The organism is Cytophaga sp. FL35 (genome assembly GCF_014349235.1).
In the GTDB taxonomy this organism is placed as follows: domain Bacteria; phylum Bacteroidota; class Bacteroidia; order Flavobacteriales; family Flavobacteriaceae; genus Euzebyella.
This window is the reverse complement of sequence record NZ_JACSOH010000007.1, coordinates 44992-59213: the sequence shown is the minus strand read 5'-3', so window position 1 is coordinate 59213 and position 14222 is coordinate 44992. Positions and strand designations below refer to the sequence as shown.

At 40.9% G+C, this 14222-nt stretch carries 11 protein-coding genes; 6 read left to right on the top strand and 5 right to left on the bottom strand.

The genetic code is table 11. From position 1 onward, the window contains the following. Nucleotides 1-141: 141 nt before the first annotated feature. Nucleotides 142-1191: a leishmanolysin-related zinc metalloendopeptidase gene (locus BIZ36_RS07600; RefSeq protein ID WP_187457286.1), complete on the top strand. Its 1050-nt coding sequence runs from the start codon at nt 142-144 to the stop codon at nt 1189-1191. A 135-nt stretch (nt 1192-1326) separates the two neighbouring features. Then, complete coding sequence (locus BIZ36_RS07595) at nt 1327-2631, top strand: sensor histidine kinase (protein ID WP_187457285.1); 1305 nt, start codon at nt 1327-1329, stop codon at nt 2629-2631. Between the two features lie 4 nt (nt 2632-2635). Here BIZ36_RS07595 and BIZ36_RS07590 read toward each other — a convergent pair whose 3' ends face one another. Continuing rightward, on the bottom strand, nt 2636-3535 hold the full coding sequence (locus tag BIZ36_RS07590; protein ID WP_187457284.1) for an EamA family transporter: 900 nt from the start codon (nt 3533-3535) through the stop codon (nt 2636-2638). Between the two features lie 127 nt (nt 3536-3662). Here BIZ36_RS07590 and BIZ36_RS07585 point away from each other — a divergent pair, with 127 nt between their 5' ends. Beyond that, nucleotides 3663-4475: a DUF5995 family protein gene (locus tag BIZ36_RS07585; RefSeq protein ID WP_353616827.1), complete on the top strand. Its 813-nt coding sequence runs from the start codon at nt 3663-3665 to the stop codon at nt 4473-4475. Between the two features lie 9 nt (nt 4476-4484). Here the strand turns inward: BIZ36_RS07585 and BIZ36_RS07580 are convergent, their stop codons facing one another. Further along, nucleotides 4485-5351 carry a DUF808 domain-containing protein gene (locus tag BIZ36_RS07580; protein ID WP_187457282.1) on the bottom strand — a complete coding sequence of 289 codons (867 nt, stop codon included), beginning with the start codon at nt 5349-5351 and terminating at the stop codon, nt 4485-4487. Between the two features lie 204 nt (nt 5352-5555). On the opposite strand from BIZ36_RS07580, the gene BIZ36_RS07575 reads away from it, so the two are divergent. Beyond that, a complete protein-coding gene (locus BIZ36_RS07575) occupies nt 5556-6329 on the top strand; it encodes a 3-keto-disaccharide hydrolase (RefSeq protein WP_187457281.1) in 774 nt (257 codons plus the stop codon). Between the two features lie 85 nt (nt 6330-6414). Here the strand turns inward: BIZ36_RS07575 and BIZ36_RS07570 are convergent, their stop codons facing one another. The 3 genes from BIZ36_RS07570 to BIZ36_RS07560 are packed head-to-tail and all read right to left on the bottom strand — an operon-like array spanning nt 6415 to nt 10336. Beyond that, nucleotides 6415-8778, bottom strand: coding sequence for a lipopolysaccharide core heptose(II) kinase RfaY (locus tag BIZ36_RS07570; RefSeq protein WP_187457280.1), 2364 nt, complete (start codon nt 8776-8778; stop codon nt 6415-6417). Next, nucleotides 8751-9803: a hypothetical protein gene (locus tag BIZ36_RS07565; RefSeq protein WP_187457279.1), complete on the bottom strand. Its 1053-nt coding sequence runs from the start codon at nt 9801-9803 to the stop codon at nt 8751-8753. The genes BIZ36_RS07570 and BIZ36_RS07565 overlap by 28 nt, the downstream gene beginning before the upstream one ends. Nucleotides 9804-9853: 50 nt before the next feature. After that, complete coding sequence (locus BIZ36_RS07560; protein ID WP_187457278.1) at nt 9854-10336, bottom strand: hypothetical protein; 483 nt, start codon at nt 10334-10336, stop codon at nt 9854-9856. 929 nt (nt 10337-11265) lie between these two features. On the opposite strand from BIZ36_RS07560, the gene BIZ36_RS07555 reads away from it, so the two are divergent. Together BIZ36_RS07555 and BIZ36_RS07550 are read left to right on the top strand one after the other, a co-directional pair. Beyond that, nucleotides 11266-12438: an SIR2 family protein gene (locus BIZ36_RS07555; RefSeq protein ID WP_187457277.1), complete on the top strand. Its 1173-nt coding sequence runs from the start codon at nt 11266-11268 to the stop codon at nt 12436-12438. Further along, nucleotides 12435-14222 carry an ATP-binding protein gene (locus tag BIZ36_RS07550; RefSeq protein ID WP_222937302.1) on the top strand — a complete coding sequence of 596 codons (1788 nt, stop codon included), beginning with the start codon at nt 12435-12437 and terminating at the stop codon, nt 14220-14222. The genes BIZ36_RS07555 and BIZ36_RS07550 overlap by 4 nt, the downstream gene beginning before the upstream one ends.

Below are 14222 nucleotides of genomic sequence, written 5' to 3'. Positions count from 1 at the left end.
TTAAATATTTAACGGGTTATTATTAAATCCTTAAATGTTAAAAAAATGTTGCATTTGCATGTTTATTGTGTTAAGTTTAACAGAATAATAAAGGACTGAAATTCTTTTTTCGGTCTCTAACTCTTAACACAGTAACATTATATGAAAAACTCATTTCTTAAATCAAGTCGGTTTTTGGCTTGCACTTGCTTTATTGGTGCAGCCGTTCTTAGTTCCTGTACGCAGGAAAGTGTATCACTAGAAACTGACAGTCCAGAGGTCTCAAGTGTGGAGACTAAGGAAGACCTTGTTTTCGCCCTAAAATCGGCACCTGCAGACCCCATTATCATTGATGATCTTGGAACGGATGCCCTAAAAACTACGGAGGCACCTGGCGTGGATAGGGGTCGCTTTAACATTACACTTAAATATTTATTGCCTCCAACAGAAAGGCAGGTAGAAGTTTTTGAAGCTGCAGCAGCCCGCTGGGAGCGTATCATTATTAAGGACGAACCTTCTTTTACAGGTACGTTGCCCTCCGCTTTTGCAGGTTTTCCACCGCTTGTAGACGAGGGAGTGGTTGACGATATTATTATTGAAGTAGCATTAGCTCCTATTGATGGTCCTGGTCAGGTTTTGGGACAGGCTGGCCCACAATTTGTTCGTACGGATGATTTTCTTACCCTTTCAGGGGTGATGTTCTTTGATGTGGACGATTTGGATTTCTTGGAAGAATTGGATTTGTTCGAGGAAGTTATCGTTCATGAGATGGGACACGTTTTAGGTATTGGAACCCTTTGGAACGTAGCTCCCTTTGGTTTTGATAGAACTTTGCGTGGCGGTCCTGATAGCAACCCTTACTTCTTAGGTAAGAAAGCCAATGTCTTCTGGAATGCGGAAGGAGGAACTTTAGAATTGCCTGTTGAAGGTGATTTTGGACCGGGTACCGCTTTAGGACATTGGGATGAAGCAGCTTTGAACAATGAGCTGATGACCGGTTTCCTTAATTTGGGAGAAAATCCTTTAAGTCGTATTACTGCCGGGTCCATGAAAGACCTTGGATATGGATCGGCCTCTGTTGGTGAATCCTATGATTTGCCCAAAGGGACCCCAGGGGTAGCCGCCAAGGGAACTGCACCTGGAGACGGTATACATATTGGTAGCATGGAGACGTTATTATCTCCGGTTGGTTTTGTCAATATGAAAAAATAAGAAAGTTCATTTTTCCTGCTTTTAGGGAATTGTAATAAGTAAAAAAGCCTGTATTTCTCCAAAATGAGAACTACAGGCTTTTTTAATGGAGAATTAGTGGTAAATTGAATTGGTTAAAAATCTTTACGTAGCTATATGAAGAATTCAACCTTATCTCAGCTAGAAAAAGACCAGATCATAGAACGCCAAGTGCGTTTTCAGGAATTATTGATCAGTATTTCTACCACTTATATCAATTCGGATTTAACGGATATAGACGAGCTCATTAATCGTTCCCTTAAACAGATTGGGGAGTTTGTGGAATCTGATAGGAGTTATATTTTTTCATATGATCTAGAAAACAATACTACCTCCAATACATACGAGTGGTGTTCAGAAGGGATTACCCCGGAAATTGAAAATCTACAGAACGTACCTGTAGATTTTATACCCCAGTGGTTGGAAGCCCACCGAGCTGGAAAGGCCTTTTTTGTTGAAGATGTAAGCGAACTTCCGGAGGATGGCGAACATGGGTTACGGGCCATTCTAGAACCTCAAGGAATAAAAAGCCTCATTACCATTCCAAAAATCAAGAACAATGAACTTATTGGGTTTATAGGTTTTGATTCTGTTCGAAAGATCAATAAGTACAATGACAACGAGAAAGAGATTCTCTTTGTTTATGCCAATATGCTCGTAAATGTCATTCAACGTAAGGAGCAGGAGGAAAAAATAAAGGAACAAGAAGCAAAAAAGGAAGAACTGCTTCAGCATCTATCCAAGCAAAATGAAGCTTTGAACGACTATGCCCATATGGTCTCCCATGATTTAAAGGCTCCTTTGATCGGTATCCATACCTTGATCGGATGGTTTTTGGAAGATTATAAAGAACGATTAGATGCAGACCAGAAACAAACCATGGACCAAGTGCTGTACCATGTGGAAAAAATGGATAGTCTCATCAAGGGCATTCTGGATTATTCCACCGTGGGCCTTATGGAGTCCGAAAACAGTTGGGTAGATACCAATCAGCTTATGACAGAAATTCTTCAAACCACCATGGTTCCGGATGGGGTGGATATCCACATTCATAAAGACCTTCCCAAACTGTACGGAAACACATGGCGTTTTAAACAGTTGTTTCAAAATCTGGTACAGAATGCCCTTAAATATTGTGATAAAGAAGAGAGTAGGGTAGCGGTAGGGTATACCGAGAAGTCAGATGCCTATGAATTTTTTGTGGAGGACAACGGTAGGGGCATCAACCCCATCTACTTTAACCGCATTTTCAAGATATTTACAAAACTGGACAATACGGCAAGCTCTTCTGGGATTGGTCTATCCATCGTAAAAAAAATAGTCAATTATTACCAAGGTACAATCTGGTTGGAAAGTGAGGAGGGTAAGGGAACCACCTTCTATTTTAGCCTACCAAAAGAAGTGGTGGCCAAAGAAGCTTAGTGGATCAACTGTAAAGAATTAAAAATACGCCTGCTAAAATCCCGAAAAGGGGAACCAATTTCTTGCGCTTGTTCTGTTCCTTAAAAAGAATCCCACCCAAAAGAACGGCTATTAAAATCTGACTTCTTTTAATGGCCGAAAGTAACATTATCAAAGCTTCCGGGTCCTGTAGGGCCCTAAAATAGAAATAGTCCGCCAATTGCAATAGAATACCCACCAAGGGAATGGACCATCGCCAAGTAAAGCCTTGGCGTACCGCTTCGCTTTTCCTTCTTTTATAGAGGACAATGACCAGAATAATCAACATGGTATAGGTACAGAACCAAAATTGCAGGGTAGAAGGGGTGAGGGCCAGGTTTTGTATCAAAAACTTGTCGTATAACCCGCTGCTTGCACCCAAAAAAGTAGCCGCTACAATCGCATAGATCCATTTATTGCTTTTAAAATGGATACCCTCTTTCTTTCCGATTCGGGAATAAAGAAAAACCGAAATTATTATCAGAAAGAAGCCGGTCCATTGAGCAACGTTGGGTCGCTCCTGATAAATAAGTAAGGCACCTATAAAGGTAAAGAACGGACCTGCGGACCGTATGGGCGTTACAATGGTTATGGGCAAATGTTTTAAGGCTTGGTAGGCAAGTACCCAAGAGGCAGCCATAATGGCGGACTTGATCAAGATAAAGCCGTGAGCGGAAGGAGTGAGTGGCTGTACGAACAAATGCCACTCCTTCATGGTTTCAGGCAGGTACCAAGATCCTAAAAATACCGGTAACAATATTAAAAATCCGGCTACCAAGGTTCCTAGAAGTACCGTATAGGTTTCGTTGTTTTGAACCGCATGTTTTTTACACAGATTGTGTATTCCCAAAAATAAGGCTGCCAGAAGCCCAAGATACATCCACATAATGGGCGCGAAGATAAACAGATGAATTTAGTTGATGGGCCTAAAAAACGCTTTATAAACCTCTAGCAGAAAGTTTACCTTCGTAACAGGTGATTTTACATCAATTTAATGTGTACTTTAGGAAGAGATTTCAATCCGAAATATCTTACAGGAATTTCATTTCAACAAAAAACCAAAAACTATCGGCCGGCCCTCCACCATACAGCAAGTACTTGAGCAATTGGACGGTATCATTGACCGTTCCATTGCTACGAATGATCGTACAGGTTATTTTGCCTATTTATACCGAAGGGTGACTGCCGAAATATTGAAAGAAGTGCAGTTGGGAAATTTTGAAGATAATGAGCGGATGGAAATCTTTGACGTAGCCTTTGCCAACTACTATCTTGATGCTTACAATGCGCATACGAACCATACCGAAATTGGCTTGGCGTGGGATTACGTTTTCAATAGTAAAACGGAATCGCTGACCATCTTACAACATTTGTTACTGGGAGTCAATGTACACATCAATCTTGATTTAGCTTTGACGGCAACTACAGTGATGAAGGATACCCAAATAAGCCTGATCGAAAGCGATTTTATGAAGGTGAACGCCATTTTGGGGGCTATGGTGAACGAAATGCAGGACCGATTGAGCAAGGTTTCGCCATTGTTGTTCGTATTGGATGTTCTTGGAAAGAATACCGATGAAAAAATCATCAATTTTAGTCTGGAGAAAGCTAGGGAATTTTCGTGGGCCCATGCCAATTTGCTTTGGGGCATGGGTAGCAACCATCAAATAAGTGCCATTAAGGAAATGGATAGGGCGGTGCTGCAATTGGGTATGTTTATCAAGGACCCAAAATCAAAATTCATCGGATATGCCCTTAACTTTATAGCCATGTTTGAAGAAAATCAAGTGGGCAAGGTTATTTCAAAGCTACGCAAGGATTCCTAGTGGGTAAACTTACTTCTTAAAGATTTTTTTCACTCCCAAAACGATGAACAGTACTATGAAACCTATAACAAGGCCCAATAGAAATTCTACTAACATGGCCGGTAACGAAGGAAACAGGTGGTGTAGAAACGGTACATTATGGGAAAAGATTCCGCCGGAAACCAATAAGAGGGCAATGGTACCAATGATTCCCAAGCCTTTGATTACCACGGGAAGTGCATTTACAAAAAAACGTCCCACCTTATCGGAGAAGCTGTTATCTTCCTCGTTGAGGTTGATGAGCCGTACCCCAAACTCGTCCATGCGTACAATGAGGGCTACAATACCATAGACCCCGACCGTTGCCAGTAAGGCCACCACGGATACCACCATAATCTGATTGACCAACGGTTCCTGAATAACGGTACCCAAAGCAATGATGACGATTTCTACCGAAAGGATAAAATCCGTAAGAATGGCCGATTTAATTTTCTCTTTTTCTAGTTCCAGAACATCTTCCTTGGAGGGAGCTTCAGCCTGCACGTGCACTTCCTTGGGGCCGTGAGGAACAAAGTATTCATAAATTTTTTCGGCACCTTCATACGCAAGATAGAGTCCGCCAAGCACCAGAATAATAGTGACCGCTACCGGTAAAAAGGCACTGAGTAAAAAAGCTACGGGCAGAATGATAATTTTATTGAGCAAGGAACCCTTGGTAATGGCCCAAAGTACCGGTATTTCCCGTTTGGACACAAACCCGGAAGCCTTTTCCGCATTTACCGCCAAGTCATCTCCCAAGATGCCTGCGGTTTTCTTGGTGGCTATTTTACTCATGGAGGCAACGTCATCCAACAGCGTTGCTACATCATCTAAAATTGCGAAAAAACCGGAGGCCATATTTTTTATTTTGGTCAAAAATAGAGTATGCCGTTTAGATTTAGGTATTCATTTGGCTAAAAAGTGAACCTGATTTGATAAAAATAGGGTCCTTCTAAAATCTAGTGTGTAAACTGTCCGTTTTTAAAAACTTAATATCTTTAGGGAATTTTTGGTCTTATTCCCGTTTATGGACCTCTAAACCAAACCACCAAAACAAATTATATGTTACGAAATTTCTCCTTTATCCTTTTATTTTGCTTATTGATAACCATTTCCTGTAAGGAGGAGGAAAAAAAGAAGTTTGAATTAAAGCGTTCCAAGGAACTGGCCCTTAAAAACAAGGTGCACAACCAATTATTGGATATTGAAAAGGAGCAGGGTTGGAAGTTGCTTTTTGATGGGGAAACCCTTAACGGCTGGCATCTTTTCAATCAACCGGATTCTACCCAGTATTCTGCTTGGGAAGTACGGGACGGGTATATTTTCTGCGATGCTACGGATGAAAGTAAAGTTTTTGGGGACTTGGTCACCGATTCGGAATTTGAAAACTACGAACTGGTTTTTGAATGGCAAATGGCCCTGAGGGGCAATGGTGGGGTTTTTGTGAATGTACAGGAGACGCCCCAATTTAAGGCCACCTATGAAACCGGACCGGAATACCAATTGTTGGAGCCTGCCCATATGGATACCAAAACACCTCTTAAAAGACCCGGATGCCTTTGGGGGCTTGCACCGCAACTAACGGAAGTGGAAGCCAAACCGGTGGGGCAGTGGAACCAGACCAAAATTGTACAGCAAGACGGCAAGATTGCGTTTTATTTAAATGGAAAGAAGACCGCCGAGGCGGACTTCAATTCTCCAGAATGGTCACAATTGGTTGCCAATTCCAATTTTAAGGACCGCCCCCATTTTGGAAAAACTACCAAAGGGAAGATTGCCCTACAGAACTGGTATTTTGAATCCAAGTTCCGGAATATAAAGTTGAGGGAATTGTAAAGACTTTGAATTTGTAACTAACTTCAAATCCATTTGTTAGGGTAGATGATTTTTAGCGTTTTACTATTGGATAAACATTTTTAGATTAAACACACCCCATCATCGGCATAGTTATTTTTGGGTAATGAACGATGGCCTGGCAGGCGAGCGAGAGGCCTAATTGCCCTTTGAACAGACTGTATGTTGGATGCGCTTCCGAATCAAGATCTTGTCCGTTAGTAATGGCAATTTTCGCGACCATTCGAGCACGGTCTCGCCAAACTTGGTCCGATAGCACTTCGGCCGCCTTTAGGAGAGCGAAAATTTTACCTGCCGCTCCACAACAGAGGTCGATACCTTTACTAAGATCGTCCCAAATTTCCCAAGCTAGGTCTTCAACGGTCTGTTGATAGACATGCAAGCCGAAATGTTCATAAAGAAGGGCGAAGAGAAATAGGGTGCCGGTAGGACCGTTGCACCATCCAGCCATCGACCCCATGGAAGTTCCATCGGAAGATATCCAGGGGTAAGATTTGCCACGACCCTTATATTCCATTTTCGATACTAGTTCATCACATCGGTCCAGAAAATGCTCTGGAAGCTTGTAACCTGTAAGCATATGCAATTGCAAGGAGGTATAAAGTACGCCAGACCAGCCGTGGGCGAAGCCATAATTGAAAACTGAGAAATCGTCTCCTACCGATTGTAAACAGGCTCCGTTTTTCCATACTTCGGAGAGAATCGCATTACCACTTTCCTTTATTTTTGTTTGTATTTTAGCATCGGAATGATGCCAAAGTTCCGATAAGGCCAGTACAACGCTTAGTTTACCGAGTGTGGTGTCTAATGCTTCACTTTCTTCCAAGATAGCGGATAGGAACGACTCACATTGATGATGTGCCGGTTCCCGCTGGTTTTTTACGAATCCTAAAAGACAGGAAAGCCATTGGAGTCCTACTTCGGTATGATGTATAGAAGTGGGCCCCACCATCTGCCGCTGTTCTTCATGTTTGGGATTCCCAAAGGCATCATGACTTTTTTGATGTGAGATGGCTTTTTGTAGCCACAGTTCGGACTGTGCCAGCAAATCCGGATGATCGTTTACGTAGGACAACCGGAGCAGGGCATAGGCAATGCCGCCCGCACCGCCATTGATGGAGCAGGTGGGCCCGGAATGCAGCCCGTTACCGAAAATTTCATTTTCAGGACTCAAATCCGATATCACTTGTTTGGCATATACTTCTATATCATCAAATTTTTCTTCATTGTCCACAACGACGGGTAAGGCAGCTAGCATGGCCTCTACATTGAAAAATCTGTCTTTGGGATCTTTCGAAAGTGCCTTTTCAAGCAACCTTTCCAATTCCGGCCATGATGGGCAACCATAGTGGCTGAAAGGTTGGGGTTGCGGATTTGCAATGGCAGTAAACATAGCTTCCCGTTCCAAATCAAAATCATCATAGTAATGGCCCGTCGCCAAAACATAGATCAAACTGGCGATGGCAAATTGTTCCGATTTTCTAGTGGCGGGGGGCGGTGTCTTTCCTGCTAACGCCTTTTCGGCGTATTCCGGTTCGAAAAAATAGGCGACTCCCCCACGTTTTTCACGATGTGGTTCGCCAGTATCTTTGATATGTCGTGCATGACCAAAATCGATAATTCGAACCTCATCGTTACGCAGTACCAATACATTGCCCGGGTGTACGTCGCCATGTACAATATTCTGCTGATGGATTTTGGCATAGGCCTGAATCAAGTTCCGGATGAGACGTAGTAATTTATGGCGTGCGCCCGATGCTCGGTAAGTATAGGCCACCTTCGTAATATCACTGCCATGGGCCCATTCAGATACCATCCACAAACAATCCTTATGATAAGCTGAAAAAGTGGTTTTCTCAGCGCTCCTCTGCGGATGTAGATGATTCAGTACATCTCGTTCATTCTCGAGTAAAGCACTATAAGATGCTTGGTTCGACCGGGCAATTTTTAACGCAAAGGGCTCATTTTGTTCATTAACAACCTTATAGACTTCACTTTCTTGAAAAACCTGTAGTTGTTTTATGATACGGTATCCACCAATACAATCCCCTGGTTGATATAGAAATTCCGGTTTAGTTTCGCTGGCATCCTCAGAGGTGAGAATGGAGCTGGATATCATTTCCATGAGTACCGGTAGGGCAGCTTCCAGTAATTGCTTGGGCTCATCCTTTGATTTCTGACAATACCGGGCAATGGCATAGGGAATAGTGCTTCCGTTTGTAAATTCCGAGAGCAATGCTGCCAGTTCTGAATCTACAATTTTCGTACTGCCGCGTGTGAACGTTCTGGTAATGGCAATATCTTCACGATTGTCGGCATTTAGGGTTTTTCTCACTTGTTCGGGTAGTTTTGAGACGGGCGTCAACAAAACATCCTCGGGCAAATAATAGGTGCCCCTGATGGCTATTGGGGTTGCTGGGCTTGTATCCATGTGGCATTAGGTTTAAAGGTTAATGGGTCTATTCCGGAACGCTCGAAGGCGTTACAGGTCTTTGTATAAGCGGTAGCGGGTGAACGCACATTTTCGTCTCCCAAGGTTTCTACTACTTTGTTGACCATCCATTGGCGCCAACTTTGCTGTTCCCCTTGCTCGGGGTACACATCTCTGCCCCAAGATAATAGTCCGTCACTATCATAGGCAACGGTAAAAGGGACCCCTTGAGCCTCTACGCCTTGAAGGTTATTGAATAGCTTTTCCGCCGTTTGGAGCAAGGTATCTTCGCAAGTAAAATAGGCGACACATTTATCGGGTCTCAATCGGCCGTTTAAGTCCTTTCCGACTTTGAACGAGCTACCTTTTATGGCTTGAAGGGCGTTGGCCGTCTCTCGTAGAATGAGGGGTACATATTTTGGTTTGGGACTGATATACAATTTGTGGGTCTTTCGCTCCACCACGTTTTTTTGGTCTGGATGGGCAAAATAATACCATGCCGGGGAGTCCGTATGGGAGTTCCATTTTTCAAGCGATTTCCCCCCTTCGGTCAAATAGTTCCATTCTTCTTCTGGAGCTATTTTTTCATAAGGATTCGCAGGACAGGTATTGTAGGCATAGAGATAATTAAAATAGGCTTCGGGCGTAGCTAATTTCATTAAGGCCGCCCTTTTGATGGCAAGCTCTGACAGTTCTTGAACTTGGGAATGGAGGGGACCGTACAATTCTTGAATCCGTTTCGTGGCCGGCGGACCGGTCACGAAATCGGAATCCAAAAATACTGACAAATAAGAGCCTGAAATCAAATCCATTAGTATCGGCCAAAACAGAAGGTCATAATCGTTTCTTATAAAAGAGGGCAGGGGGCCTGGTTCCATCATTGAAAAGAGCAGCAGGGCACAGTTTTTATCGATTTCCAACGCTGGGCTCTCTTGGTTTTGATGAAACACATAGCCATAGCCGTCTAGCAACCTCCGCTTTTCATTTTCAGAAACGGTGGAAGCGATTTCATGTTCGTATGTCACGACCTTTGCTGTTGAGGCCGTTTTGTAAATCAGGTCTCGCAAAACAAGAATTATTTCAGTTTCTCGATTCGCGCGTTCACCTCTTTGAGAGCCCCTTCAATCTGGCTCTTCACCTCTTTGGCCTCGGCAAGCGTATTGGGCATTGCCACTTCGGTCAGCTCTGCCTTTGACTCATCCAATTGTTTGATGGCCACGTTTAAGTCTGCCTGTAGAACCTCGATGAGTTCAAGCTTTTCTGTAATGTCTTCCCGAACCTTGATCAGGTTGGTGAATTCGGTAGGCGGCAAGGTGGAATAGTTAAGTCCGCACCCCCCTCGACTAATGATACAATCTCTGGAAATACCGCAGTGCAATGTTAATTTAGGTCCGCAATTGACAGATCCTGTAAGGCAATGTACGGTAATGCCGTCGCAAAAGGTAACTCCGCAACCTGCCGTGAACACACAAATGGGATTACTAAAGAACTTTCCACATTTTTGTAAATCAGCACTGTCAATAGCGACCGTGAGATTTTTGACACGAAATTTTTTCATGATTCAAATAATTTAGAGAACCGAATCAAGCTGTGTATCCCGTAGGGCTTGGGGGCGGTGTCCTATAAAGAGAAGTATCGGGCCAAATAAGTGTTGGTATTTTGCCCGAATCACGAACGATGAAATCGGTTCGGATTAATTAAAAATTTAAAACTAAGGTCGACGCTTGATATAAAAATAGGTATGGAGCCTTTTTGTACCAGAAACTTATGTTTGCACGGTCAATAATTGTGTATAAATGGCAATTTTTGTAGAAAATTACTTTTAGCATCCAACTACCGTGGTCGCGGATAAGGCTATTTACAAGTGGCATATAATACCACGTAATAAGGGTGGCTTTTATAACTTTTACTAAGTGCAAAACACTCGCCATCAATCTAAAAAGGCCCACCGGGCTTTTTCACAGTGCCGCATAAATTATGATATTTCGCGTAATAAGCAGTTCCGAAACCAAAGGTAGACTGTACAAATTATTTGAAAATCCTTTTTGATTACGGTTTTCCATAAAATACGACAGGCAACTTCCATTACTTTTAGTGAAGTATAGGTAATTAATAAACACGATTATAATGGAAATTAAAGCTATTAAACCCGGGCCCAAACCAAAAAAGAAAGATGGCACGCTTGACAAAAGAAGAAGAGACAACAAAAGTACACCCAGCAACAAACCTTCTTTAAAACCTAGTAAATCCACTAGAAAAAAGTAAATAGAGATGGAATATTTTACACGACACGTTCAGATAGCTATCGGGAGGAGGGAAGCATAATGTGTATGGAATGGTATTTTACTACAAGTTTTAAGTATCTATCGAACTTCCGTAATTGATTACTTGTTAAAGTTTGATATATTTATAGTCCCTCTACCTTTTTTTCTAAAGTCCCTATACTAGTTATCCATAATGAATAAATAAATCCATAAAGAAATTAATATGGCCATAGAACATAAACATGACCCACTTAGGGAGTTATCCGAGATCAGAAATCAACTTTCGTATTCAAAAAGACTTGGGTTTTTATTTGGTGCTGGGACTTCTAAGGCTATTGGAATCTCAGATATTGCTGAGCTTACGACTAAAATTGAAAAGCAATTAAAGACTCCTGAAAAAGAAAAATTTCTAATTATCAAAAAGGGCTTGGATGCTGACAGTCAACATATAGAGGCAATCTTAAATCAAATAAGGTTGATTAGGCAAATTACAGCTGATTCTAAATCCAAATCCTTCGAAAAAGTTAGTGGTGAAGACGCCAAAAAGCTGGATAAAAAAATATGTAATATTATTTATGACATTATTTCAGATGAAGAATCAAAAGCTGATATAAATGTTGTCAAGAGATTCGTGGGATGGTTAAACTGGTTATCCCGTGATTACCCAAAAGAACTTTTTACAACCAATTACGATTTAGTACTGGAAAAGTCTGCCGAAAGTTTATTGATTCCATTTTATGATGGTTTTATTGGTGCTAACGAACCTTTTTTTGCTTCTGAAAGTTTGGAAAGTAGTTCTAAATATGACAGCCCACCTATATCCTGGATTAGACTTTGGAAACTTCACGGGTCACTTGGTTGGTTTTGGAAAGAAAATAAAGATGGAAAATCTCACAGAGTCGTACGTTTGACTTCTGGGGCGAAGGAAAAATTTCCGAATGCTGAATTAGTTATTTATCCTTCAAAAGATAAATATGAATCTTCAAGAAAACAACCGTTTATAAGCTACTTTGATAGATTAAAATCCTTCCTAATTGAGGGAGAGGGCATTTTCATAATTAGTGGGTATTCTTTTTCAGATGAACATCTTAATGAAGTTATTTTCAACGCATTAAATCAAAACAATAGAATTCAAATAATTGCTTTTTTCTATACAGACGACCCATTAGATAAAATAGTTAAGGAAGGTAAAAATTTCCCAAATCTTACTCTACTAGGGCCCAGTGCCGCATCTATTTCTGGAACATATGGAAAATGGAAAATAGGTAAAATGGAAGAACTATTGGAACCATTCTGGGAAAAAACTAAAGGTAACATCACTCTTGGTGATTTTAATCAATTAGTGGAGTTCCTAATTTTTTGTTCTGGTATGAAAGATAAAACTACCGATTCATGATGAGTAAGGATATAACTTATTTAGGAAAAGTAATCAACGTGAACAGCGGGAATGTAGAAGTTGAAATTGCCAAGGAAATTCCTTCGGCGGCGCCGATTATAGAGGGTAGATTATATAGGATTGGTCAGATTGGGACATTTGTGAAATTTCCAATAGGAAGCTTGACATTATATGGGCTTGTTTCTTCAGTTAGCAATACTCCCTCGAACATAGAGGTATTGCCAAATGAGCCAAATTATGGTTCTAGGTTTTTACAAGTACAACTTATTGGAGAGAAACTAGGTAATGAAAAATTTGAAAAAGGGGTTGGAACTTTTCCAACAATAAATGACCAAGTTCATCTAGTTACGGAAGAGGATTTAAAACTAATTTATGGTGGTAAATCTGAGGGATTTATTGAAATTGGAAAACATTCATCTTCTGATAATTTATCGGTTTATGTCGACACTCATAATCTAATTTTAAGGCATTCAGCGGTTCTCGGCTCAACAGGGAGTGGAAAATCTAATACTGTTGCTTATATAATTAAAAGAGTACTGAATGACTACAAAGGCTCTAGATTAGTTCTTATTGATACTCATGGTGAATATTCATCCGCATTCAAAGGTGCTGCGCAGGTATTTAGAATCAATGACAAAAAAAGCCCTTTGAATATCCCGTTTTGGACAATGACTTTTGATGAACTTTCATTCTTTCTTGTAGGAAGAAAAGAGGGACAAGAAAAACCGGAAGACAAACAATTAAGAGCTAAAATTATTGAACTAAAGAGGTTGAATGCGAGTAAGTTGAAATCTGGCAAAGTTGACCTTGATTATATCACGGCTGACTCGCCAATACCCTTTGACATTAAGAAGTTATGGTTTGATTTTGACAGGGAGTTAAATGCTACTTATAATCATGCCAGTGATCATACTAAAGCTAATGAAATGCTTTTAGATAAAGGTGATGCAAGTCAATTGAAACCTGCGAAATTTGAACCGCATTCGCCAAATAATACTGCTCCATATAAATCGAAAAAGCAAACTATGTATCCCTATATTGGTAAGATATATTCACGACTAAAGGACAGTAGGTATGGCTTTATGTTCAACCCTACAGATTATTATGATTCTTCAAGCCCAAATGATATTGATCACCTATTGAGAAGTTGGGTTGAAAATGAAAATAGATTAACTATTTTAGATTTAAAAGGAATACCATTTGAGTTAATCGACATTTCAGTAGGTTTAATAAGTCGATTTTTATATGATTCCATGTACTGGGGTAGATTTGAAGAATACACAGGAAGGAATCGCCCACTACTCATGGTTTATGAAGAAGCACATTCATATTTGCCAAGAACTGAAAGAAGCGCCCATGTTTATGGATATGCGAGAAAGGCGGTAGAAAAAATATTTAAGGAGGGAAGAAAATTTGGAATTGGTGCGATGGTAATTACACAGAGACCATCTGAGATTTCTGAAACAATTCTGGCGCAAGTTGGTACGTTCGTTGCCTTGAGACTTACAAATAGTGGTGATAAGGGAACTGTACAATCTTCTGCTCCAAACAACATGAATAGTCTTATAGAATTATTACCTTCCTTAAGAATAGGGGAGGCTATTGTAGTGGGCGAGGCAATAAACATACCATCAAGAGTCAGAGTTAAACTTGTTGAACCAAGACCTTCGAGCAATGACCCTGAAGTAGTTAAATCTTGGAAGAAAGAGTTTAAACCTTCTAAAGAGAATTACAAGCAAGTTGTTACTGCCATAAGAGAACAAAAACCAATAAATAAAAAATAA

Excerpts from the sequence above, each read along its gene's own strand:
- BIZ36_RS07600 (WP_187457286.1), top strand. The coding sequence starts at position 142 with ATGAAAAACTCATTTCTTAAATCAAGTCGGTTTTTGGCTTGCACTTGC.
- BIZ36_RS07580 (WP_187457282.1), bottom strand. The coding sequence starts at position 5,351 with ATGGCCTCCGGTTTTTTCGCAATTTTAGATGATGTAGCAACGCTGTTG.
- BIZ36_RS07555 (WP_187457277.1), top strand. The coding sequence starts at position 11,266 with ATGGCCATAGAACATAAACATGACCCACTTAGGGAGTTATCCGAGATC.
- BIZ36_RS07560 (WP_187457278.1), bottom strand. The coding sequence starts at position 10,336 with ATGAAAAAATTTCGTGTCAAAAATCTCACGGTCGCTATTGACAGTGCT.
- BIZ36_RS07550 (WP_222937302.1), top strand. The coding sequence starts at position 12,435 with ATGATGAGTAAGGATATAACTTATTTAGGAAAAGTAATCAACGTGAAC.
- BIZ36_RS07570 (WP_187457280.1), bottom strand. The coding sequence starts at position 8,778 with ATGGATACAAGCCCAGCAACCCCAATAGCCATCAGGGGCACCTATTAT.
- BIZ36_RS07595 (WP_187457285.1), top strand. The coding sequence starts at position 1,327 with ATGAAGAATTCAACCTTATCTCAGCTAGAAAAAGACCAGATCATAGAA.
- BIZ36_RS07590 (WP_187457284.1), bottom strand. The coding sequence starts at position 3,535 with ATGTGGATGTATCTTGGGCTTCTGGCAGCCTTATTTTTGGGAATACAC.
- BIZ36_RS07575 (WP_187457281.1), top strand. The coding sequence starts at position 5,556 with ATGTTACGAAATTTCTCCTTTATCCTTTTATTTTGCTTATTGATAACC.